The sequence below is a fragment of the Nocardia arthritidis NBRC 100137 genome (assembly GCF_001612765.1).
Taxonomy (GTDB): domain Bacteria; phylum Actinomycetota; class Actinomycetes; order Mycobacteriales; family Mycobacteriaceae; genus Nocardia; species Nocardia arthritidis.
The window spans coordinates 1-22,304 of the sequence record NZ_BDBB01000046.1; the positions used below are offsets into that span (position 1 = coordinate 1).

The following is a 22,304-nucleotide window of genomic DNA, read 5'->3' on the forward strand; positions in this document are numbered from 1 at the left end:
GCCGCCGCCGCGGCCGCCCGGACCGCGGCCTCCTCCGCTTTGCGCAGTGCGTCCCAGGCCAGGTATGCCTCGCGCTGGTCCTGTAGCCCCGCCACATTCTGGCGCGCCTGATCCAGCCGGCCCTGGGCGTCCTGCCGTTGCCGCAGCAGGTCGTCGCGCTGGGCGGTCTGGCGGTCGAGTTCGGCCTTGGCCGCGGCGACCGCGTGCTCGGCGTCGGTCTTGCGTGCCGCGGCGACGGCGGCGGCCGCGTCGGCGTCCGACTTCGCGCGCCGGGCGCTGGAGTTCTTGTTGCCCTGATCGATCTGTGCGCGGCGCAGGCCGTCCAGCACCTGCCGGCGGTTCTTGGAGACGAGGTCGAGGAGCTGGGCACGGTCGAGCGCGACCGCGGGGGTGGCCGCCGCGAGGTAGGTGACCATCGAGTCGGAGCCCGGCCGGGTATACACCTGGGTGGCGAACTGGTCGAAGTTGCGTCGCGCCTGGCCCACCCTGGCCGCGGCGCCGGCCAAGGCGACTTGGGTGTCCACCACCACGGCGGCGGCCGCGTCGGCGGCGTCACGCGCGACCTGCAAGTCCACCAGCGCCTTGTTGACGTCCTCCCGGCGCTGCGCGACGGCGTCGTCGAGCTGCCCCAGGTGGTGATCGACCACGGCGACCTGGTTGATCAGGGTGCCGACCTCGGCGACCCTCGCGTCGACCTGCGCGCCCGCCTGCGCTATCTGGCCGTCGCTGGGATTTGGCGGAGGAGGCGGCACAGCGACGACCGGCCCGGCCGTGACCACTACAGCGACCGAGATCAGCAATCCCACAGCGATCAATATTCGGCGCCGGTAGGTCAGCGCGCCGTTGTTGCGCATCAACACCTCCAAGGACCGGATTCCGGCAATCCTCGAGGGCATCAGGCGGACCAAGACGCACTGTGGTCGACGGATGGCCTCTGACAACACTTATTCCCCATCAGGGACCATTCGAACCGTAAGACACTTGCGTCACCGACGAAACAACATTCACGCAACTATGCGGCCCGGTTTCATCATTGCTGAAAGTTTGCTATATGCGACCTGCGGTTCAGTCAGATGAAACAAACCAACTGTTCGGAAAATTAGCTGAATGGAAACTGGAGGCGCTGGTTATCCCCATGGACCCACCTGCGACAGCCTTCGCATCCAGCGAAGAATAGGCCGGGGAGACAGCAGGCAACGGCGACATCGCGCAGCCGAGGGCGGCCGAACGGGTGCGAACCTCAGACAATGCGAGTGATCGCGACCGATCGTGGCGCGGCGTGCCGCAGCCTCGGCTGGTGGAGCCTGGGGCTACTCGCCCTCCGGAGCCTGCCGATCTCTCGCCACTCGCACCGGCTCGGCGTCGTTCGCCGCGCGCCGGACCTTGAGCCAGTACAACCCCGCGATGGCCGCCGCCGTACCCACCAGCAGCGTCCCGGTGATCGCGGTCCAGGACACCGACTCCGGCGTCTCCAGGCGGGCGACGAAGATGCTCGCGGCCTCCCCGCTCTTGCCCTGGGTGCCCTTGGCGGCGTCCTCGGCCCATTCCAACCGCACCCGGCTGATCGCGTCGCTGTAGGTGCCGATCCAGTCGTCGCTGAGAACGACGACCGTGCCGTGCTGCGTCTTGCCCACCTCGGTGGCCAGGTCCCGTAGGCTCGAGTCGTGTCCTGGATTGCCGGGGACGACCACGATGCTCAGCGGGATTCCCTGCGAACGCGCCTCCGCGGCGATGGTGGCCAGTTCCGCCTTGTCCTTACCGGTCAGCGTGGCGACGTGATCGTCGGCCAGATCGGCGTTGAGCGAGCGCACGGTGTCGGTGGTGACATTCGGCGGCAATTCGGCGGCCATAGGGGTGAAAACCGAGTTGTGCGGGGCGGTCATCTTCCATCCGGTCTGTCGAGCCGCATCGGCAACCGAAGCGACGGGCATCCAACACTGCAGGTCGAGCAAGATCCCCCTTGCTGGCTCGAAAGCACAGTACGCGACGGAGTGTCGCATTCCGCGCGCACGGCACGCCGAACCGCCCCCTGGTGTTTCACAGGACAAGCGTACTGTTAAGGTCGTAGGCGCGAGGAACCGGCGCTCCAGCGGCACCGGAGCACCTCCGAAGACTCGGCCGCCGGCACAGCCCCGTCGGTGGCCGCCCTCACAGACGAGTGGAGCTGACGTGACGACAAGTATCGATACTTTCGGCGCCAAGGGCACCCTCGAGGTGGGAAGCAACTCCTACGAGATCTTCCGCCTCTCCGCCGTGCCCGGCACCGAGAAACTCCCCTACGCACTCAAGATCCTCGCGGAGAATCTCCTCCGCACCGAGGACGGCACCAACATCACCGCCGATCACATCCGCGCCATCGCGAGCTGGGATCCCGCGGCGCAGCCGAACACCGAGATCCAGTTCACGCCCGCCCGCGTCATCATGCAGGACTTCACCGGCGTGCCCTGCATCGTCGACCTGGCCACGATGCGCGAGGCCGTGGCCACCCTGGGCGGCGACCCGGACAAGGTGAACCCGCTCGCCCCCGCCGAGATGGTCATCGACCACTCCGTCATCATCGACGTCTTCGGCCGCGCCGACGCCTTCGAGCGCAACGTCGACATCGAATACCAGCGCAACGGTGAGCGCTACCAGTTCCTGCGCTGGGGCCAGACCGCGTTCGACGACTTCAAGGTCGTCCCGCCCAGCACCGGCATCGTGCACCAGGTCAACATCGAGCACCTGGCCCGCGTCGTCATGGTCCGCAACGGCCAGGCCTACCCCGACACGTGCGTCGGCACCGACTCGCACACCACCATGGTCAACGGTCTCGGCGTGCTCGGCTGGGGCGTCGGCGGCATCGAGGCCGAGGCGGCCATGCTCGGCCAGCCCGTCTCCATGCTGATCCCGCGCGTCGTCGGCTTCAAACTGACCGGCGAGATCAAGCCCGGCGTGACCGCGACCGACGTCGTGCTCACCGTCACCGACATGCTGCGCAAGCACGGCGTGGTCGGCAAGTTCGTCGAGTTCTACGGCAAGGGTGTGGCCGAGGTGCCGCTGGCCAACCGCGCCACCCTCGGCAACATGAGTCCCGAATTCGGTTCCACCGCCGCGATCTTCCCGATCGACGAGGTGACCGTCGAGTACCTGCGCCTGACCGGCCGCTCCGACGAGCAGGTCGCGCTGGTCGAGGCGTACGCCAAGGAACAGGGCCTCTGGCACGATGCCGACACCGAACCCGCCTACTCCGAGTACCTCGAACTGGATCTGAGCACCGTGGTGCCGTCCATCGCGGGCCCGAAGCGGCCGCAGGACCGGATCCTGTTGTCGGAGTCGAAGATCGCGTTCCGCAAGGACATCCACAACTACACCAGCGACGCGGAGAGCGGCCCGGCCGCCGACACCCCGCACAGCAAGCTGGACGAGGCCGTCGAGGAGTCCTTCCCGGCCAGCGACCCGGCCGTGCTGTCCTTCGCCGACGACGGCTTCGATTTCACGCCCTCGGCCGCGAACGGGGCGCAGGGCCGCCCGAGCAAGCCGGTCAAGGTCTCCACCGCGGAGTACGGCGACTTCGTGCTCGATCACGGCGCGGTGGTGGTCGCCTCGATCACCTCCTGCACCAACACCTCCAACCCGTCGGTCATGATCGGCGCGGCCCTGCTGGCGCGCAACGCGGTGGAGAAGGGCCTGGCCCGCAAGCCGTGGGTGAAGACCTCCATGGCGCCGGGTTCGCAGGTCGTCAACGGCTACTACGAGAAGGCCGGCCTGTGGCCGTACCTGGACAAGCTGGGCTTCAACCTGGTCGCCTTCGGTTGCGCCACCTGCATCGGCAACACCGGCCCGCTGCCGGAGGAGATCTCCAAGGCGGTCAACGACAACGACCTCACCGTCACCGCGGTGCTGTCCGGTAACCGCAACTTCGAAGGCCGCATCTCTCCCGACGTGAAGATGAACTACCTGGCCTCCCCGCCGCTGGTCATCGCCTACGCGCTCGCGGGAACCATGGACTTCGACTTCGAGAACGACCCGCTGGGCAAGGACAACGAGGGCAACGACGTCTTCCTGAAGGACATCTGGCCCGCGCCGCAGGAGATCCAGGACACCATCGACCGGGTCATCAGCCGCGACATGTTCCTCGAGGACTACAAGGACGTGTTCCGGGGCGACGAGCGCTGGCGCGGCCTGCCCACGCCGGAGGGCAAGACCTTCGAGTGGGACGCCGAGTCGACCTACGTACGCAAGCCTCCGTACTTCGAGGGCATGCCGCAGAGCCCGCAGCCGGTCACCGACATCAAGGGCGCCCGGGTGCTCGCGCTGCTCGGCGACTCGGTCACCACCGACCACATCTCTCCGGCGGGCAACATCAAGCCCGGCACCCCGGCCGCCCAGTATCTGGAGGCCAACGGCGTCGAGCGCAAGGACTACAACTCCTACGGCTCGCGCCGCGGTAACCACGAGGTGATGATCCGCGGCACCTTCGCCAACATCCGGCTGCGCAACCAGCTGCTCGACGACGTCTCGGGCGGTTACACCCGCGACTTCACCCAGGAGGGCGGCCCGCAGGCGTTCATCTACGACGCGTCGCAGAACTACCAGGCCGCGGGCATTCCGCTGGTCGTGCTCGGCGGCAAGGAGTACGGTTCGGGCTCCTCGCGTGACTGGGCCGCCAAGGGCACCAGCCTGCTGGGCGTGAAGGCCGTCATCACCGAGTCGTTCGAGCGCATCCACCGCTCCAACCTGATCGGCATGGGCGTCATCCCGCTGCAGTTCCCCGCGGGCGAGTCGGCCGCGTCGCTGAAGCTGGACGGCACCGAGACCTTCGACATCGAGGGCATCACCCAGCTGAACGAGGGTGTCACCCCGAAGACCCTGAAGGTCACCGCAACCAAGGAGAACGGTGACAAGATCACCTTCGACGCGGTGGTGCGGATCGACACCCCCGGCGAGGCGGACTACTACCGCAACGGTGGCATCCTGCAGTACGTGCTGCGCAACATGATCAGGGCCTGATTGCGCCGCCTTCGGCGGCGCGTGTTCGCGCCCCTGAAGTCTCGTGTTTGCGCGCCCGAGACTCGCGCCTGCGGCGCATACGCTTCGGGCACGCGAACACGAGACGGGCGCGAACGTCGCTCGTAAGACTCGCTCCCGGCGGAGTTGCGTCAGCGCAAGCGGCGGCGGGTCCGCGAGCACCGGGTTGTCAGTGCTCTCGGCACCGCCGTCCTGGTCGCTCGGATCACTGCTCGCCTCGCTCGTACTGTGAGAACCCCCGCATCGGTGGACCGTCGATGCGGGGGTCCGTGTTTCCCCACTGGAGGATTCCGTGCCCAAGGTCAGTGACGATCACCTCGCCGCCCGGCGCAGCCAGATTCTCGACGGAGCACGCCGCTGCTTCGCCGAATACGGCTACGACGGCGCCACCGTGCGCCGCCTCGAGGAGGAGATCGGGCTATCCAGGGGCGCCATCTTCCACCACTTCCGCGACAAGGACGCGCTGTTTCTCGCCCTCGCCCAAGAGGACGCAGAACGCATGGCCGACGTCGCGGCCAACCAGGGCATCGTGCAGGTGATGCGCGACATGCTCGCCCATCCCGAGCAGTTCAACTGGCTCGGAACGCGGTTGGAGATCGCGCGGCGGCTGCGCACCGATCCCGAATTCCGCGCGGGCTGGACCCAGCGTTCGGCCGAACTCACCGCCGCCACCCTGGCCCGCCTGGAACGCCGCAAGGCCGCGGGCGCACTGCGCGACGACGTGCCCACCGACGTCCTGCTCGGCTACCTCGATCTGGTCCTCGACGGGCTGATCGCCCGGATCGCCTCCGGGCACACCAACGAGAACCTCTCCGCCGTCCTGGATCTCGTCGAGGCGTCGGTCCGCTCGCCCGCCTCTCCGGGTCTTTAGACCGGTACGAACTCTCGTATGCGGGCCGCGACGACGAGCGCGGACAGCGGGACCGTCCGCGCTCGCGACAAGGGCTCAGTGCGTCGTATTGATGTACTCGGCGGCGTGCGTGGTCCACGGAACGGTCGTCCCGGGCATCTGCTGGTGGTTGTAGAGGACGTGCTGGCCATAGGGCCACGGGGTGAGGTAGCCGACGACGCCGCGGACCGCCGCGGTGTAGCGGTCGAGGTTGCCGATCGGGTCGTGCAGCAGGATCTCGAGCAGTTCGGCGAAGATCAGCGGTGCGACGTCGCCGATGCGGGCGCCCTCCACGAAGGAGAACGGCGAGATACCCACGTCGATGACGCGCAACGGCGAGTTGCCCGGTGACGCGGTGATGATGTCGCCGGGGTTGGCGTACTCGCGGACCGCGACGGAGGCGGGCCACGCGCCGCGCTGCCCGTGCAGGCCGAATGTGTTCGCGGGGCAGAGATTCCCGACCGACTGCCCAGCACGGCGCAGCGGGTTGGCGATGTTCACCACGAAGGCGATCTCCAGCGGCGTGCCGTTCGTGTTCTCGTACTTCCCCGCGTGGACGCCCTCCAGGATCCGGCTGGCGCAGATACCGCCGAGCGAATAGCTCAGCAGGCCGCAGACATTCGGCGAGTCCTGGATCGCCTTCACCCCGGCAGCGACGCCGAGCCGCACCGACGTCTCCAGCGAAGGGCCCCACGCCTCGGGCACCGGCCCCACCGACGCGGGCCAATCCGGTTCGAAGCAGCTGAACTTCCCGGTATCGAGTAGTTTCGTGACGTCGTGCAGCATGCCCGCGGGCGTTCCTTCGGAGTTGCGCGGCTCGCCGGTGCCGCGGAGAGTGATGATGTCGATCATCGTGTCCTCCTTGCACAACCGCACCGACCCCTTCGGCACGGAATCTCAAGGTAGACCCGCGGCGCCCCGCTGACACGAGTATCGGGCTACCTCATCGCAGCGCGAGTTCTCCCATGTAGAACGCGATTCGACGGATCGAGGGGTGCGTTGGCTACCGCCACTACGCGTCCGGTTCCATACTGGTCAGCAGGATTCGCGCGATTCGGTCCAGTTCTGTCCGTTCCCCCGCGGTGAGTACCGACAGCATCCTGGTCTCGTTCGCGATGTGCTCGGTGACCACGGTGTCGACGAGTTCCCGCCCCGCCGTGGTGAGGGCGACGCGCACTGCCCTGCGGTCCTGGGCGTCGGCGACGCGCCGTACCAGCCCCGCCGATTCCAGCCGGTCCAGCCGTCCGGTCATACCCGCTCGCGACAGCATCAGTGTGTCGGCGAGCACCGACGGGTTGAGTTCGAACGGCTCGCCCGAACGACGCAGCGCGGCAAGCACATCGAACTCGCCGCGCTGCAGGCCGTGCTTGCCGAACACCGCCTCGATCTCACGCTGGGCCACCACCAGCAGCCTGCCAAGGCGTCCCACGACGGCCATCGCTTCGAGGTCGAGGTCCGGCCGTTCGCGCTCCCACTGCGCCACGATCGCGTCGACGGCATCCGTTCTTCGCTCGGTCATGGACAAGATCTTATTCGGCAGGTTATAGTTCGATAGCGAATTATCAATCACCGAACTATTTGGAGACTTCGATGACCATCCCCGCCCCACGCAAGGACGTCGCGATCCGGCAGCCTCAGGATGCGGAAGTCCTGCGCACCACGTCGGTCACATTGCGCCTGCTGATCGACGCCGAGGAGGCCGGCGGCGGGCTGAGCACGCTCGAGGTGAACATGGATCGCGGCGCGGACGGCGCGGCGCCGCACTATCACACGCGTTCCGACGAGCTGTTCTACGTCGCCGAGGGCGAACTGCAACTTCTGGCCGGTGACCGCATCGTCACCGTCGGCGCGGGCGGTTCCATCGTGGTGCCGAAATTCATGCCGCACGCCTTCGGTGCCGCACCGGACAGCACAGCGCGGATCCTGATCGCGCTGACCCCCGGCGTGCAGCGTTTCGAGTACTTCCGGCTACTGGAACGGATCGCCGCGGGCAAGTCGACGATGACGGATCTCGCTGCCGCTCAAGACGAGTTCGACAACCACTTCATCGACGCACCCGCTTGGTGGGCGGAGCGCAACGCGAACCGGAACTGAGGACAGGCACGGGTCTCGGATCCGGCTGCGCGCGAGCGGATTCGAGTGAAGCGTTCACCAAGCGGTCGCACCCGGCCGGGCCAGGGGCGCGAAAGTACAAATGCACAGCCGCCACTATCGGGCTATGGACACCGGCCGTTCGGCATGTGAGATCGGCTCCATGATTGCGCTGTAAGTATTTCCAGCCTACCGGAAAACTTTCGGCATTCGGCCGTTATGGATCGGAATTCGGTTTGTCACAAGCCGGGAAATCTCGCGATCCGAGCCGATAGCGTCCTTCATCGCGATATGATCGCTCACACGCTTGGGGGTCGTGGCAAATCGTGAGCAGATCGGAGAACCGGCTATGACCGACGCAATCCACCTTCCCGGGACGACGCCGAAGGATGACCGTGTTCCTCCGCTCCAGGGTCTGCTGGTCGCGGAATCGGACCGGCAGATCAGCGTGCGCGTCGCCGAGGGAACGTGGACGTTCAGTCGGTCCGATGTCCTGCGCGTGGTCGATTCCGCGGCACCCCGGACCGATCAGGACGGCCGCCCGGTACTGGTGGACATCCGCGCGGGCGCCACTGCCGATTTCACCCGCAGGCTGCGCATCGACCTGGTCGATCGGCCGATGACCATCCCCGAGTCGCCGTCGGAGGCGCTGGGTGACGAGCAGCTGCGTCAGCTCACCGAAACCTGGGCCGACCGGCTGCAACTCGTAGACTGCCCGGGGTCGGGTGGGGCGACGTTCACCTACTGCCAGACCAAATCGATCCACGGCAGCGACGACGGCATCAACTGCGACAGCCTCGACTGAGCGGCAGGCGGATGGCCGCACGCCGGCGCGGTTCGGTCCTGATCGTGTCCGAATCCGATGATCTACACGCCACCGCGATGGCGGCGACGCTGCGAGACCACTACGGTTTCGGCCCGATCCAGCTCGACCTGCGCGATTTCCCCCGTGAGTCCGGCAGCTTCCGGCTGGACCGGCTCGGCACCGCACGCTCGCTGTCGCACGTCATCGGTCTCGACGACGTCCGGTCGGTGTGGTGGCGACGCCCGCACCCCGCGCGGGTGCCCGCGGGTGTCCGCGCCTCGGACAACGATTTTCGCCAGGCCGAGTGCGACGGATTCATCCAGGGACTGCTCTGGTCCATCCCCGCCTACTGGGTCAACGACCCGGGTGCCGACCGCACCGCGGGACGCAAGATCGTGCAACTGGAAACGGCGCTGCGGGCCGGGTTCGCGGTGCCGGAAACGCTGATCACCAACGATCCGGACGAGGCGCGCAGCTTCGTCGAATCCCGGCCCGGCCCGGTCGTTTACAAACGCACCGGCACCAGCCGGGCGGAGTTCGCCGAGACCAGGATCATCTCCGAGGACGATTTCGCCAGGCTGGCCGCGATTCGTTCGGCGCCGACCACCTTCCAGGACTACATCGACGCCACCTGCGATCTGCGCGTGGTCTGGGTGGACGGCGTGGAATGGACCGTGCGCATCGACTCGCAGGCGGGCGTCGGCAAGGTCGACTCCCGGCTGGACACGTCGGTCGATTTCGTGCCCGACCACCTGCCTGCCTCGGTGAGCAAGTCGCTGGCCACGCTGATGGGCGCGCTCGGATTGTCCTTCGGTGTGCTCGACATTCGGCTCGGCCGCGACGGCGAGTACTACTTCCTCGAGGTCAACCCGCAGGGCCAGTTCGCCTACCTGGAGATCAAGACCGGTCTACCGATCTTCCGCAGCCTGGCCAACCTGCTGGTGGAAGGCGACGGCATGGTGGCGGGCTAGTGATTTCGCGCTCCGCGCCGGACACGGGCACTCGCGCAGGTCCAGCGGGTAAACAGCCATGGCGGGCCGGTAGTGCGGCACAGACTCGATCAGCATCACCCCGGCGCCGGATTGCGTTGCGCCTGCGACCGATATCGTCCGAAAGGCCGTCACCGGGCGACCGACGATCCGGGCATCGACGCCGCCGGACAGCTCGGCGAGATAAGCATCCGATTCGGTGGCGTCGACATCGATCCGGTCGAGTGCTCCGACCGTGCCTGGTCCGTGGCCGGGCAACCCGACCGTGATCCGCGGCAGCAGGGTTCCGCACCGCGCGGTTGCCTCCGCCGGCAACGTGTCCCCACGTGCGGACGGCCCTCGCGGCGCGGATCCACGCGCCGTTACGGCGCTACTGGCCCTTGCGGCGATTGGCTCCGCCCCGGCTGCGGAGTTGCACATGCGACTCCACCAGCACATTGTGGATGAAGCCGTAGGAGCGGCCCGTGGACCGCGCCAGCGACCGGATGCTCGCACCCGCCTCGTATTGTTTCTTCAGCTGGGTTTGTAGGCGATCGCGGGACTTCCCGGTGACGCGTGTGCCCTTACCCAATGTGGCCTTGCTTTGTGGCCTGTCGCTCATGGCTTCCTCCGAGTCGCCGAGCAGCGTCTTTCCAGGCTAAGCACTCAGGAGGCCATGATCAACGGGTTCCTGTGATGAAACTCACGCGAGCTGAATAAGTTCCAGATATTCGGCCGACCAATGGTCTTCTGTCCCGTCCGGGAGCAGGATCACGCGTTCCGGAGACAACGCCTCCGCTGCGCCCGGGTCGTGGGTCACCAGCACCACGGCGCCCGCGTAGGTGCGCAGGGCGTCGAGCACCTGCTCACGCGACACCGGGTCGAGGTTGTTCGTCGGCTCGTCCAGCAGCAGCACGTTCGCCGCCGAGGAGACCAGACCGGCCAGCGCGAGACGGGTCTTCTCACCGCCCGAGAGGGTGCCCGCTGGCTGGTCGAGTTGCGGCCCGGAGAACATGAACGCACCGAGCAGGCCACGCAGATCCTGTTCACCCGCGTCGGGAGCGGCGTGGCGGATGTTCTCCCACACGGTGGCGTTGTCGTCCAGGGTGTCGTGCTCCTGGGCGAAATATCCGATCTTCAGCCCGTGCCCGGGCACCAAACCGCCCGCCGTGGGCTGCTCGACTCCGGCCAGCAGACGCAGCAGCGTCGTCTTACCCGCGCCGTTGAGCCCGAGGACCACCACCCGGCTGCCGCGGTCGATCGCCAGGTCGACGCCGGTGAAGATCTCCAGCGAGCCGTAGACCTTGGTCAGGTTCTCGGCCATCAGCGGTGTCTTGCCGCAAGCCGCGGGCTCGGGGAACTTGATCCGGGCGACCTTGTCGGCGACGCGTACGTCGTCGAGTTCGGCCAGCAGGCGATCGGCGCGCTTGGCCATGTTCTGCGCCGCAGTCGCTTTCGTGGCCTTGGCGCCGAGCTTGGCCGCCTGGGCGCGCAGCGCGCTGGCCTTCTTCTCGGCGTTCGCGCGTTCGCGGCGCCTGCGCTGCTCGTCGGTGGCGCGCGCGTCCAGGTACTTCTTCCAGCCCATGTTGTAGACGTCGGCCTCGCCGCGCACCGCGTCCAGGAACCACACTTTGTTCACCACGTCGGCGAGCAGTTCCACGTCGTGACTGATGACGATCAGGCCACCGTCGTGATTCTGCAGGAAGCCACGCAGCCAGGTGATCGAGTCGGCGTCGAGGTGGTTGGTCGGCTCGTCCAGCAGCAGGATGGTGTCCGAACGCCCGCCGCTGCCGTCGGAAGCGGCGAACAGGATGCGAGCCAATTCGATTCGACGCCGCTGACCGCCGGACAGGGTGCGCAACGACTGACCGAGCACCCGGTCGGGCAGACCGAGGCTGTGGCAGATGCGCGCCGCCTCGCTCTCGGCGACGTAGCCGCCGAGAGCCGAGAAACGTTCCTCGAGCCGCCCGTACTTGCGGACCGCCTTCTCGCGTTCCTTGTCGTCGGCGACCTCGGCCATCAGCGCCTGCTGCTTCTCCATCTCACGGATCAGCGTGTCCAGGCCGCGCGCGGACAGCACCCGGTCGCGGGCCAGCACGTCCAGGTTGCCCTCGCGCGGGTCCTGCGGCAGGTAACCGATGTCGCTGGAGCGAAGAATCTTCCCGGCGTACGGCTCGCCCTCGCCGGCCAGGATGCGCAGCGTGGTGGTCTTGCCCGCGCCGTTGCGTCCGACCAGCCCGATCCGGTCGCCCGCCTGTACCCGTAGCGCCGGTCCGGGAGCGGACAGCAGGGTGCGGACTCCGGCCCGGACCTCCAGGTCGGTCGCGGTGATCACAAACTTCTCCTTGCGGATCGTGGGGCTGGGCGCGTGCTCGATTGTGCGACCCGACGCGCACAAGAACCACCGATTTTACCCGGGCCGCAGGGTGCTCCCCCATACCAGCACCCCGCATGTGACGGCGGTAACGGCTCATGCGATCGGCTGCGCTACCGTGCGATGCCATGAGTACCGATCTATTGGGCAAGAGCGCTCTGGTCACGGGGGCCAGCCGGGGCATCGGCAAGGCGGTCGCGGCGGAGTTGCTCGGCCGCGGCGCGAACGTGCTGATCACCGCGCGGAAGAAGGAACCGCTGGAGGATGCCGCCGCCCAGCTGCGCGAGCTGGGCCACCAGGGCCAGGTCGTGGCCTTGGCGGGCAACTCGGGCGTCGCCGAGGATCGGGCGGCCGCGGTCGAGCGCGCGGTCACGGAGTTCGGTTCGCTGGACGTCCTGATCAACAACACCGGCATCAACCCGGTCTACGGCTCCCTGATGGAGGCCGACCTGGACGCCGTGCGCAAGATCTTCGACGTGAACGTGGTCGCGGCGCTCGGCTACATCCAGGAGGCGTACCGGGCGTGGATGCGCGATCACGGCGGCGCCGTGGTCAACGTGGCCAGTGTCGCGGGCATCCGCTCGACCGGTGTGATCGCCGCCTACGGCGCGTCCAAGTCTGCGCTGATCCATCTCACCGGGGAACTCGCCTGGCAGCTCGGGCCGAAGATCCGGGTGAACGCGGTCGCGCCGGGCGTGATCAAGACCAAGTTCGCCGACGCGCTGTACTCGTCGGACGAAGAGCGCGCCGCGAGCGTGTACCCGATGAAGCGACTGGGCAGTCCGGAGGACGTGGCGCGCTTGATCGGCTTCCTGGTCTCCGACGAGGCGGCCTGGATCACCGGCGAGACGGTGCGCGTGGACGGCGGACTGCTCTCCACCGGCGGGATCTGACCCGAGGCGGGACGGCCGTCCGCATCGGGGCCGACCTGCGCTACCGGAAGGCCAGTGCGCCGATCGTATCGGCGTGCCGGTAGCGCAGGTACTTCTCGACGGTCGCGGGGTCGACCGCGCCGGTGGCCGTCGCCAGCGTCACCACCACGAATTCCTTCTCGCTGCCGTCCTTCCACTTGCCGGTGGCGTAGCCCTTGATGAAGGTGCCGGGACGCAGGGCGAGGTCCGCGTCGGTGAACCGATCCTTCGCCGCGGCGGCCCGGCTCCGGTCGGCCATGCTGAGGACGAACTGGGTGAGCATGAGCGCGCCGCCTTCGGCGCGGTACACCAGCTCCGCCGCGTAGCCGCAGCCGAGGCTCGTGAGCTTGCCCGCCACCTCGATGGGGTGGCAGTCGGCGTGGTCACGGCCCTCGACCCAGTCGGCGTGCAGCTCGACGCGATCGAACCGGAAGTTCCAGTCCTTCGCGTATTCGGTGTAGCTCAGCCTGCCCGACGACGGGTGTGTGCCGCCCGGAACGGGGGGCACGGGCCGCGTGCTGGTGACGCCACCCGCCCGGGTGGTCGCCTCGGCGGACGCGGCGGCCTGCGCGTGCCCCTGCACGCGTGAATTCGCCGATACGCCCACACCGACCGCCACCAGCACAGCGACCACGCCGACCGCCAGTGCGACGATCACGCCGGGTCCGCGCTCGGGCGCGGGCGGCAACGGTGGCGTCTCCCATGCCTGCGTCGGGTACGCGCTCGGCGGGGACATGCTTCCCCAGTCCGGCGCGTGCCGCGCCTGGTCCGATTTCCCGTAGTCCCCTCGGCCGCCGCCGAATCCGGAACCAGACGGGTGGGTCATCGCGGTCGCCTTCCACACTCCCGGCAGCCGTCCCACCTCGCGTGGGCCTCCCCGGAGCTGCCGGACAGACCCTACCCGATCGGGCTCGTTCGGTCGCCGCGGTTTACAGCCGCGCGGGCTGGAGCCAGTCCTCTCGTCCCGCGACCGCCGGGGCGGCGGGCCCCTCTTCGATGCCGAACCGCCGGTGCAGTTTGCCCAGCGGGCCGGGCGCGTACCAGTTCCAGTGGCCCAGCAGTTCCATCGCGGCGGGCAGCAGGAAGCCGCGCACCAGGGTCGCGTCCACCAGGACGGCCAGCGGAAGGCCGATGCCGAACGCCTTCATGAAGGTGATGTCGGAGGCGAGGAAGCCGAGGAAGACCAGCGAGATCAGCACCGCGGCAGCGGTGACGATCCGGCCGATCCGCTCCAGCCCGGAGGTGACGGCCAGCGCGTTGGACCTGGTGCGCTGGTATTCCTCCCGGATGCGCGCCAGCAGGAACACCTGGTAGTCCATGGCGAGACCGAACGCCACCCCGAACAGCATGACCGGAACCGTGGGCGGCAGGTCGCCGGTGACGGTGAATCCGAGCAGACCCGACAGGTGCCCGTCCTGGAAGATCCAGACCAGCGCACCGAAGGTGGCCGTCAGGCTAAGGAAGCTGAGCACCACCGCCAGCAGCGGCAGCACGACGCTTCCGGTCAGCAGGAACAGCACCACCACCATGATCAGCACAACGAAGGCCAGCGCGTACGGCAGCGCCGAGACCACCGCGCCGATCGCGTCCGCGTTGGCCGCGGCCACGCCACCGACCAGCACCTCCGAGGCGGCGGGCGTCGCGCGCACGTCGTCGGCGATCCGGTCGAGCATCGCGGGGTCGGTGGTGTCCGGGATCACCGAAAGATAGGCGGCGTTCTCGGCGCGGAAACCGTCGTGGGCGGCGGTGGGCGCGGTGAGCAGACCGCCGTGGCTGTAGCTGCCGGTGGCGGTGTCGACCCGGCGGACGTTCTCGATCTCCGACAGTTCCCGGGCGTAAGCGTCCAATCCGGCTGTGCTGTAGGCGCTTTCGGGCAGCACCGCGAACAGCCCGTTCTGTTCGGTGGCCGCGAAGTCCCGCTGGATGATCTCGGTGACCTGGCGGTTGTTCATCGACTCCGGCAGGGAGCGTTCGTCGGGGAAGCCGAGCTGCACACCGAGGAACGGCGCGCCCAGCACGAGCAGCAGGGCGGTCACCGCGAGCCCGATCGGCACGGGCCGCATCATCACGAACCGCGCCAAGCGGTGCCAGGCTCCCTCGCCGGGCGCGGGACGAGCGGCGCGCAGGAACCACCACAACTGGCCGCTGTCGATCTTGGCGCCGAGCAGGAACAGGATCGCGGGCAGCACGGTCAGCGACACCGTCGCGGCGATCACCGCGACGGCCAGACCCGCGTACCCCATCGACCGCACAGCCAGCAGCGGGAAGAACAGCAGGCCCGACAGGGCGACGGCGACGGTGACGGCCGAGAACAAGACGGTCCGGCCGGCCGAACGCATGGTCGCGGCCACCGCGGCAGCGGGCTGCTGACCGGCCACCAGTTCGTCGCGGTAGCGGCTGATCATCAGCAGGCTGTAGTCGATCGCCAGGCCGAGCCCGAGCAGCGTGGCGACATTGGTCGCGGTCGCCGCGAGGTCGGTGACGCTCGCGATCAGCCACAGCGCGCCCATCGTGATCATCACCGTGATCATCGCGACCACCAGCGGCAGACTGGCCGCGACCAGACCGCCGAACACCAGCAGCAACGCGATCAGCGTGATCGGGAAAGCGATCGATTCGCCCAGCACGACGTCTTTCTCGCTCTGCTGCACCGTCTCGTGCAGCAGCATCGCGTAGCCGCCGACCCGCACCTCGAGCGGGCCGTGAGCGCCGCCGAACCGGTCGGCGAGGTCACCCACCCGCTGGTCGACCTCGGCCTCCTCGCCGAGGATGCTGGCCACGATCAGCCCTTTGGTGCCGTCGGTGCTGCGCAGCGCGGGCGATTTGTCGGTCCAGTACGACGTGACGCCCGCGACGCCGGACACCGACTTCAGCTCGGTGACCAGGTTGGTCGCCGCGGTGGCCGAGGCGTCGTCGTCCACCGAGCGGCGAGTCTGCACCAGCAGCACGAAATTCGGGGTGGCCTGGCCGAAGGTGTCGCGCAGCACCGCGGTCGCCCGGCTCGACTCGCTGTCGGGGTCGATGTACCCGCCGCCCTGCACCTTGTCGAACAGCGTCGCGCTCAGCGTGCCCATCGCCAGCGCGAGCACCACGAACACGGCGAGGATCCACCGGCTGCGCCGCCTGGTCAGTTCGAACACTGCGTCTACCCCTAACTCGTTCCGGTGGTGCCGCTTTCGCTCTGCGAGCTCCGGCGGTCGCCGGTCGGCGATCTGCCCGGCGCGCCATCCGCGGCGCACCGGTGCGCCGACACCTGACTCTCGGCACCGGGGCCGGAGGCGTGCGCCAGCGCCCCGGCATCCTAGCAACGCGCGACAAACTACGGTGAGCGCGAACACATTCCGTCGGCGCGAGTCGAGGCTGTGCGCGGTGCCGCCTGCGCTCGACTCCCACGACCGGAGAAGCCGTCGCGCTCGCCGGTACCGTGCCCACACCTCGGCTGGAAAGCCTCGCTCAGTCGGCCACGACGTTTTCGGCGGTCGATCCGGGCCGGTCACGGTTCCACACGCGGGCTGCGCAGCCGGATCGCCGCGACAGTGTTCGCGAAGAATTCAGCCTCGCGAGATCCCGACCCCCGGGCGGACCGAATTCGACGCGGTGGCCGCACCCTTATCGAGCGAACGGATGAGAGGCTCGGACCATGCATCGCATCGCAGCCCTGCGAATCCGAACGGCCGTGAAGTGAAACCCGACTTGGTCGTGTGCGGCCTCGGCCCGGCCGGTCGTGCCCTCGCACACCGCGCCGTGACGCGCGGGCTCACGGTCACCGTGCTGGACCCCACGCCGGAGCGCAGGTGGACCGCCACATACGCGGCGTGGGCCGACGAACTGCCGGATTGGCTGGCGCCGGAGGTCGTCGCGGCGATGGTGTCCCACCCGCTGGCCTGGGGAACGCGCGCGCACCGGCTGGACCGCCCGTACGTCGTGCTGGACACCGAGCGACTGCAGACCTCGCTGCACCTGTCCGATGCACGTGTCGTCGCCGATCGCGCGGTCGACATCGCTCCCGAACACGTCACCACGTCCTCCGGTGCGACGATCACCGGCGGCAGAGTGATCGACGCGCGCGGACTCACCCGCTCCCCCGCACGAGCCGAGCAGACCGCCTACGGCGTCATCGTGGACGCGGAACGTTGCGCCGGATTCGACCCGCTGTTCATGGACTGGCGGCCGGACAACGGCGCCCCTGCCGGCGCGCCGCCCTCGTTCCTCTATGCCGTCCCACTGGACGAGGAGCGGATGCTGCTCGAGGAGACCTGCCTGGCCGGCCGCCCCGCGTTGACGGGCGCGCAGCTGCACGCGCGCTTGCGGCACCGGCTCGACGCGAGGGGAATGCGGATTACCGGTGACGAGCCGGTGGAGCATGTCCGATTTCCCGTCCAGGGGGGCCGTCCGGGGCGGCGCAGGTTCGGCGCGGCGGGCGGGTTCCTGCATCCGGCGACGGGCTACAGCGTCGGCGCCACGCTGGCCGCGGCCGACGCGATGGCGGCGGGCCGGGATGTGTGGCCCGCCGCGGCGCGCGTCGTCCACCGGTTGCGCAGCGCCGGCCTGCGGGCACTGCTGGCCTTGCCGCCCGAGGACCTGCCGCTGTTCTTCGACACGTTCTTCACGTTGCCCCCGGTCGCACAGCGCGCGTATCTGTCCGGCCGCACGGACCTGGCCGGCACGGTCACGGCGATGAGTTCACTCTTCGCTGCGCTGCCGGGACGACTACGTCGGCGTGTCGCGGTTGCGACACTCGGTTTCCGGTTCGCTCGCGAGGTCGAGGGGCTTCGGCCATGATGGGAGCATGAGATCGATCTGGAAGGGCTCGATCGCATTCGGGCTGGTGAACGTTCCGGTGAAGGTGTACACCGCCACCGAGGATCACGACATCCGATTCCATCAGGTGCACGCCAAGGATGGAGGCCGGATCAAGTACGACCGCGTCTGCACCGTGTGCGGTCAATCTGTCCAGTACACCGAGATCGACAAGGCCTACGAGTCCCCGGACGGCGACAAGGTCGTCCTGAGCGACGAGGACTTCGCGAAACTGCCGGTGGCGGAGAAGCACGAGATCCCGGTGCTGCAGTTCGTGCCGTCCGAGCAGATCGACCCGATCTTGTTCGAGAAGAGTTATTACCTGGAACCGGACTCCAGCACACCGAAGGCCTACGTCCTGCTGGCGCGGACGCTGGAGAAGGTCGAACGCACCGCCCTGGTGAACTTCACACTGCGGCAGAAGACCAGGCTGGCCGCGTTGCGCGTGCGCGACGGCATTCTGGTGCTGCAGACGCTGCTGTGGCCCGACGAGGTCCGCTCCGTCGACTTCGAATCCCTCGACGGGGTCGCCGACCCGCGCCCGCAGGAGATCAAGATGGCCGAGACGCTCGTCGAGGCGATGTCCGACGACTTCGATCAAGAGCAGTTCACCGACGAGTATCAGATCGAACTGAAGCGCCTGCTCGACGAGGCGATCGCCAGCGGCACCGGCAAGGTGCCCGAGCAGCCGGAGCTCGCGCCGGCCGGAATGGACGCCGAGGTGGTCGATCTGGTCGCCGCACTGCAGCGCAGCCTGGAGGCCAGTGGACGCCGGACGGCCGGCGGCGACGAAGCAGAGGCCGAGCCGAAGAAGACCGCGAAGAAGGCCGCGGCCAAGAGCGCAGGAGCCAAGAGCAGCGCGGGCAAGAGCAGCGCGTCGAAGAGCACGGCCTCCAAGAGCGCGGCGAAGAAGACGCCCGCGAAGAAGGCGGCCAAGAAGGCTCCGGCTCGCAAAGGCGCTTGAGTCTCGGAGCGAGGCCGCGACCGAAGGGCCGAGTCAGTCCTGCGCCGCGCGCCGCCGGCCTTCTTCGAAGAACTCCAGCAGTGCCGCGACGGTGTTCACCGCGGCGCGTGGCCTGAGTGCGCCGAATGGCGCGTTCCAGAAATCGCCGGTTCGCGGGGTCCACGGTCCGATGTAGGCGTACGGGCCGGGATGGGCGTCGTCTCCCGGCGAGATTCCGTAGTTCACCTCATCGATCGTGCTCGCCAGGTCGAAATGCTCCGGCCACAGCACCGGTGTCACATCGGGCCCCAGCCAGCGCAACGCCTTGTCCCCTAGTGCCAGCCAGCCTTCGATCAGCCCGGCCGCCGAGGGATCCACCTCGATCGCCGCATCGGGATCGACGCCCGCGGTGTCCGCGTACACCCCTTCCGGCGGCCCGGGATCGAAACCCGCGGCCCTGGCAACCTCCCGATAGGTCCCCGCCAGCCGGGCACGCCCTTCCGGCCACACCAGCTCGTCCCCGACTACGGATACCGGCCACCGCACACCCCCGAAGCCGCCCCGCACCACCCCCAACCGGATGGTGCCGAACTCTCGGAACTGCGGCCCGGCGATCAACAACTCCGCGACCGCGTGCAACCCGACTCGCGATCGCCGGTACGTCACCTCGTCCACCTCCGCATCATCGCCGCTGTGCGCGGTCTCGCGCACGCGTTTGATCCGAGCAACGCGACGGGCGGGCAGGGCAGGGCAGGGCAGGAAGCCCACGCGTGATAGCGGAGACCCTTTCAGGCCCTCCTGCTGCTCACGAAGGCCCGGTGATGCCCTCACTGCTGCCGAAGCTCGCTTCCTCGTGGCTGACCAGTCCGAGCAAGGCGAGGGGCCGCGGTGTCACCGCGATCGTCAGGTAGGAGACCGTGATCGCCCAGCGGTTCACCGCTCTCGGCACGGCGAAGGTGTGATAGGCGCGGGTCACCGCCTTCGCGGGCAAACCGGAGAGCCGCAGGCCCATCGGGTTCGCGACCGCGAAGCGCGGCCCGAGGTCGACGACCAGTCCCAGGTCGCGATGCTTGTAGTCGGCGGCCGTGCCGATACCCAGGCTGGCGGCGACGTTCCTGGCGAGTGCCTTGCCCTGTCGCGTGGCGTGCTGGGCCGTGGGCGGGGTGATCCGGCCGGGCTTGGTCAGATCCGGCACCGCGGCCGCGTCACCGCCCGCGAACACGTCCGGATGGCCGGGCACGCCCAGCTTCGCGTCGACGACCAGGCGGCCCTTCTCCAGCGGCAGGCCGAGCGTGCCGAGCACCGGCGCGCCGGTCACACCGGTCACCCAGGCGACCGTGTGGGTGGGGACAACCGTTGCGTCGGTGAGCACGACCGAGTTCTCGTCGAGTTTCGACAGAGAGGTCTCCAACCGGATCTCGATCCCTCGTTTCCGCAGTACTTGCAGCACCTTGTCGCTGAGCCGCTCGCCGACCTCCGGCATCACCCTCGGGGCCGTGTCGAGCAGAAGGAATCGCACTTCGGCGGGGTCGAAGCCGCGGCGCGCGGCGTAGGCGTCGGCGAGGGCGCGCAACTGCGCGATCAGTTCGGTGCCCGCGTAGGACGCCCCCACCACGACCACCGTGCGGCGCGCCCGCCGTACCTCGGGGTCCTCTTCGTCGTCGGCGAGCTCGAGCTGGCGCAGCAATTGCTCGCGCAAATACAGTGCTTCGGCGACGGTCTTGAGCCCGCGCGCGTGCTCGGCCAGGCCTGGGATGTCGAACAGGCGAGTGACCGACCCGGGCGTGAGCACCAGCCGGTCCCAGGACAGCTGCCGCGGCGGATGATGCTCGCCTGCCACCGTGATCGTCTTGTTCTGCAGATCGACCGACCGAGCGTTCGCGATCACCAGTCGGACCCGTGGCAGCGAATCGGCCAGCGAGATGGCGACGAACCGGGGATCGATCAGTCCACCCGCCACATCCGGAAGCAAGGGCGTATAGAGCAGGTAGTCATTGGGTGTGACGAGCACGATTTCGACGTCGCGTTTCGCTTTCGCCACTATGCGGCAAAGCTTCTGGGCGCAGGTGAACCCCGCGAACCCGCTTCCGACGATCACGACCCGCTGCGGGCCCGCTGTGTTCCCATCCAGCACGAAGACCTCCTCGGCGTCGGCTCCCCGACGCGATTCCCGCCCAGGGTGATCCGAAACCGCGAGATCCGGCCCTCGGCCCGCGAAGGACGGCTCAGGCCGGCCGATGGCACGGTGGAGGAAGCGAGCCCGTGATGCGAAGGCTTCGAGGGACGAAACGGCTGGTCAGCGCGCTACAGCGGCGGTATTCGACTCGCAGGTCACACTTGTCACGACGCTGATCCTCGCCAATGGGCGGGCCAGGTTTTCGGCCGTCACCCGGGCCGAAAAAGTCTGCGCCGGTGAGCTATCCGGCTGTCGACGTACAAGCGGTCAGTCGGACGCTCGCGGGCCGGGGAATCGCGCTGCCCAGACTCGGGAAGGGCGGAGCGCTGGGACCGAGGACCTCGATGGCCCGGCGTTCGGCTTCGGCGCGGGTGGGGCCCCACGCCCATCCGTGCTTCCCGTCGGCGCCGCGCACGACCGACCCGCAGGCATTCCAGAACTGCACGACCGTCTGGCAGTCGGTCACACCGCATTGGGCGCGAGCCGCGGTGTCGGCGGCGGCGGCGCTCGCGTAGTCCACCGCCGAAACGACGGCACCGGTACTGGGCGAAAGCGCCAGCGCTCCATAGTAGGTGGCCGCATGCGCCGCACCCGCGGGAGCGCCGACCACGGCGTAGGCGGCGGCCGACACCGCCGCGAGCCCGAGGGAAGCCTTGTGCGGCACCGACATGTGAGGATCCTCCCCGTCTCCGAACGACTCAGCGCTCAGATCATCGTCGGACACATGCGGTTTGTCGAAGTGCGGACTTCCCACCCTGGGCGGGTGTCCGGCAACGACGCCCGGCGCATCGGACGACCATTCCGGTGTCGGTCTCCACCGCGAACGAACCGCCGGTCGATTCGATCGTGTGCGCGAAGGGCTGACGGTGGACCGGGAACGCATCGGCGGGGCGACCGACGCCAGCGGCAGGTAGGACTCAGCCGCCGGAGCACCCTGTCCGGGTGCTACTCGGCGGCTGCTATCGGTCCTGGCTGATTACACCGTGAACCCGAGGGCGCGCAGCTGCTCACGGCCGTCCTCGGTGATCTTGTCCGGACCCCACGGCGGCATCCAGACCCAGTTGATCTTCAGGTCTTCCACCAGGCCGCTGCGCACCAGCGCGTTGCGGGACTGGTCTTCGATGACGTCGGTCAGCGGGCAGGCCGCCGAGGTCAGCGTCATGTCGAGGACCGCGATGTTGTCCTGCTCGACATGTAACCCGTAGACCAGGCCGAGGTCGACGACGTTGATCCCCAGTTCCGGATCGACGACGTCACGCATCGCCTCTTCGATGTCCTCGAGCAGTTTGATGTCCTCCGCAGACAGCTCGGACAGTTCGACGGCCGGCGCGGCCTGCTCG

19 protein-coding genes and 1 pseudogene are annotated in these 22,304 nt (G+C 68.4%); 8 read left to right on the forward strand and 12 right to left on the reverse strand.

Going from position 1 to position 22,304, the window contains the following annotated elements; translation table 11 throughout:
* A pseudogene (locus tag NA8_RS26840) lies at nt 1-854 on the reverse strand (NlpC/P60 family protein); the annotation flags it as partial.
* Between the two features lie 456 nt (nt 855-1,310).
* Nucleotides 1,311-1,883: an Rv1476 family membrane protein gene (locus NA8_RS26845; RefSeq protein ID WP_063053140.1), complete on the reverse strand. Its 573-nt coding sequence runs from the start codon at nt 1,881-1,883 to the stop codon at nt 1,311-1,313.
* 286 nt (nt 1,884-2,169) lie between these two features.
* On the opposite strand from NA8_RS26845, the gene NA8_RS26850 reads away from it, so the two are divergent.
* Complete coding sequence (locus NA8_RS26850; protein WP_063053141.1) at nt 2,170-4,989, forward strand: aconitate hydratase; 2,820 nt, start codon at nt 2,170-2,172, stop codon at nt 4,987-4,989.
* 310 nt (nt 4,990-5,299) lie between these two features.
* Complete coding sequence (locus NA8_RS26855) at nt 5,300-5,878, forward strand: TetR/AcrR family transcriptional regulator (RefSeq protein ID WP_040867442.1); 579 nt, start codon at nt 5,300-5,302, stop codon at nt 5,876-5,878.
* 75 nt (nt 5,879-5,953) lie between these two features.
* On the opposite strand, the gene NA8_RS26860 is transcribed toward NA8_RS26855, so the two are convergent.
* Nucleotides 5,954-6,748, reverse strand: coding sequence for a hypothetical protein (locus NA8_RS26860; RefSeq protein WP_063053190.1), 795 nt, complete (start codon nt 6,746-6,748; stop codon nt 5,954-5,956).
* 160 nt (nt 6,749-6,908) lie between these two features.
* Nucleotides 6,909-7,415 carry a MarR family winged helix-turn-helix transcriptional regulator gene (locus NA8_RS26865; protein WP_174550141.1) on the reverse strand — a complete coding sequence of 169 codons (507 nt, stop codon included), beginning with the start codon at nt 7,413-7,415 and terminating at the stop codon, nt 6,909-6,911.
* A 71-nt stretch (nt 7,416-7,486) separates the two neighbouring features.
* Between NA8_RS26865 and NA8_RS26870 the strand changes: the two genes are divergently transcribed.
* From NA8_RS26870 to NA8_RS26880, 3 genes are all read left to right on the forward strand, one after another.
* On the forward strand, nt 7,487-7,990 hold the full coding sequence (locus tag NA8_RS26870; RefSeq protein ID WP_063053143.1) for a cupin domain-containing protein: 504 nt from the start codon (nt 7,487-7,489) through the stop codon (nt 7,988-7,990).
* A gap of 346 nt (nt 7,991-8,336) precedes the next feature.
* The gene (locus NA8_RS26875; RefSeq protein WP_063053144.1) at nt 8,337-8,792 is read left to right on the forward strand and encodes a hypothetical protein; all 456 of its coding nucleotides are present in this window, start codon (nt 8,337-8,339) and stop codon (nt 8,790-8,792) included.
* A 44-nt stretch (nt 8,793-8,836) separates the two neighbouring features.
* Complete coding sequence (locus tag NA8_RS26880) at nt 8,837-9,763, forward strand: MvdC/MvdD family ATP grasp protein (RefSeq protein WP_245664021.1); 927 nt, start codon at nt 8,837-8,839, stop codon at nt 9,761-9,763.
* A 388-nt stretch (nt 9,764-10,151) separates the two neighbouring features.
* Here the strand turns inward: NA8_RS26880 and NA8_RS26885 are convergent, their stop codons facing one another.
* On the reverse strand, nt 10,152-10,382 hold the full coding sequence (locus tag NA8_RS26885) for a helix-turn-helix domain-containing protein (protein WP_040867425.1): 231 nt from the start codon (nt 10,380-10,382) through the stop codon (nt 10,152-10,154).
* 81 nt (nt 10,383-10,463) lie between these two features.
* Nucleotides 10,464-12,095, reverse strand: a complete 1,632-nt coding sequence (locus tag NA8_RS26890; protein WP_063053191.1) for an ABC-F family ATP-binding cassette domain-containing protein — start codon at nt 12,093-12,095, stop codon at nt 10,464-10,466.
* 167 nt (nt 12,096-12,262) lie between these two features.
* Here NA8_RS26890 and NA8_RS26895 point away from each other — a divergent pair, with 167 nt between their 5' ends.
* Complete coding sequence (locus NA8_RS26895) at nt 12,263-13,027, forward strand: SDR family oxidoreductase (RefSeq protein WP_063053146.1); 765 nt, start codon at nt 12,263-12,265, stop codon at nt 13,025-13,027.
* A gap of 40 nt (nt 13,028-13,067) precedes the next feature.
* Here the strand turns inward: NA8_RS26895 and NA8_RS26900 are convergent, their stop codons facing one another.
* Nucleotides 13,068-13,871 carry a hypothetical protein gene (locus NA8_RS26900; RefSeq protein WP_157106943.1) on the reverse strand — a complete coding sequence of 268 codons (804 nt, stop codon included), beginning with the start codon at nt 13,869-13,871 and terminating at the stop codon, nt 13,068-13,070.
* Nucleotides 13,872-13,974: 103 nt separating this feature from the next.
* On the reverse strand, nt 13,975-16,185 hold the full coding sequence (locus NA8_RS26905) for an MMPL family transporter (protein ID WP_063053148.1): 2,211 nt from the start codon (nt 16,183-16,185) through the stop codon (nt 13,975-13,977).
* Between the two features lie 541 nt (nt 16,186-16,726).
* On the opposite strand from NA8_RS26905, the gene NA8_RS26910 reads away from it, so the two are divergent.
* Entirely contained in the window at nt 16,727-17,827 is a 1,101-nt protein-coding gene (locus tag NA8_RS26910; RefSeq protein ID WP_063053149.1) for a lycopene cyclase family protein, read from the forward strand.
* 7 nt (nt 17,828-17,834) lie between these two features.
* A complete protein-coding gene (gene ku / locus NA8_RS26915; RefSeq protein WP_063053150.1) occupies nt 17,835-18,809 on the forward strand; it encodes a non-homologous end joining protein Ku in 975 nt (324 codons plus the stop codon).
* 33 nt (nt 18,810-18,842) lie between these two features.
* Here the strand turns inward: ku and NA8_RS26920 are convergent, their stop codons facing one another.
* From NA8_RS26920 to NA8_RS26935, 4 genes are all read right to left on the reverse strand, one after another.
* Nucleotides 18,843-19,463 (reverse strand): hypothetical protein, encoded by a 621-nt coding sequence (locus NA8_RS26920; protein ID WP_218019517.1) that lies wholly within the window; start codon nt 19,461-19,463, stop codon nt 18,843-18,845.
* A 130-nt stretch (nt 19,464-19,593) separates the two neighbouring features.
* The gene (locus tag NA8_RS26925) at nt 19,594-20,919 is read right to left on the reverse strand and encodes an NAD(P)/FAD-dependent oxidoreductase (protein ID WP_157106947.1); all 1,326 of its coding nucleotides are present in this window, start codon (nt 20,917-20,919) and stop codon (nt 19,594-19,596) included.
* Between the two features lie 286 nt (nt 20,920-21,205).
* A complete protein-coding gene (locus NA8_RS26930; protein ID WP_063053194.1) occupies nt 21,206-21,634 on the reverse strand; it encodes a DUF4189 domain-containing protein in 429 nt (142 codons plus the stop codon).
* 306 nt (nt 21,635-21,940) lie between these two features.
* Nucleotides 21,941-22,279, reverse strand: a complete 339-nt coding sequence (locus tag NA8_RS26935; protein WP_084467112.1) for a metal-sulfur cluster assembly factor — start codon at nt 22,277-22,279, stop codon at nt 21,941-21,943.
* Between the last annotated feature and the right edge of the window lie 25 nt (nt 22,280-22,304).

Bases quoted from the DNA above. Each gene is read 5' to 3' on its own strand.
- NA8_RS26845 (WP_063053140.1), bottom strand. From the start codon at position 1,883: ATGACCGCCCCGCACAACTCGGTTTTCACCCCTATGGCCGCCGAATTG.
- NA8_RS26860 (WP_063053190.1), bottom strand. From the start codon at position 6,748: ATGATCGACATCATCACTCTCCGCGGCACCGGCGAGCCGCGCAACTCC.
- NA8_RS26865 (WP_174550141.1), bottom strand. From the start codon at position 7,415: ATGACCGAGCGAAGAACGGATGCCGTCGACGCGATCGTGGCGCAGTGG.
- NA8_RS26870 (WP_063053143.1), top strand. From the start codon at position 7,487: ATGACCATCCCCGCCCCACGCAAGGACGTCGCGATCCGGCAGCCTCAG.
- NA8_RS26875 (WP_063053144.1), top strand. From the start codon at position 8,337: ATGACCGACGCAATCCACCTTCCCGGGACGACGCCGAAGGATGACCGT.
- NA8_RS26885 (WP_040867425.1), bottom strand. From the start codon at position 10,382: ATGAGCGACAGGCCACAAAGCAAGGCCACATTGGGTAAGGGCACACGC.
- NA8_RS26895 (WP_063053146.1), top strand. From the start codon at position 12,263: ATGAGTACCGATCTATTGGGCAAGAGCGCTCTGGTCACGGGGGCCAGC.
- NA8_RS26900 (WP_157106943.1), bottom strand. From the start codon at position 13,871: ATGACCCACCCGTCTGGTTCCGGATTCGGCGGCGGCCGAGGGGACTAC.
- ku (WP_063053150.1), top strand. From the start codon at position 17,835: ATGAGATCGATCTGGAAGGGCTCGATCGCATTCGGGCTGGTGAACGTT.
- NA8_RS26930 (WP_063053194.1), bottom strand. From the start codon at position 21,634: ATGTCGGTGCCGCACAAGGCTTCCCTCGGGCTCGCGGCGGTGTCGGCC.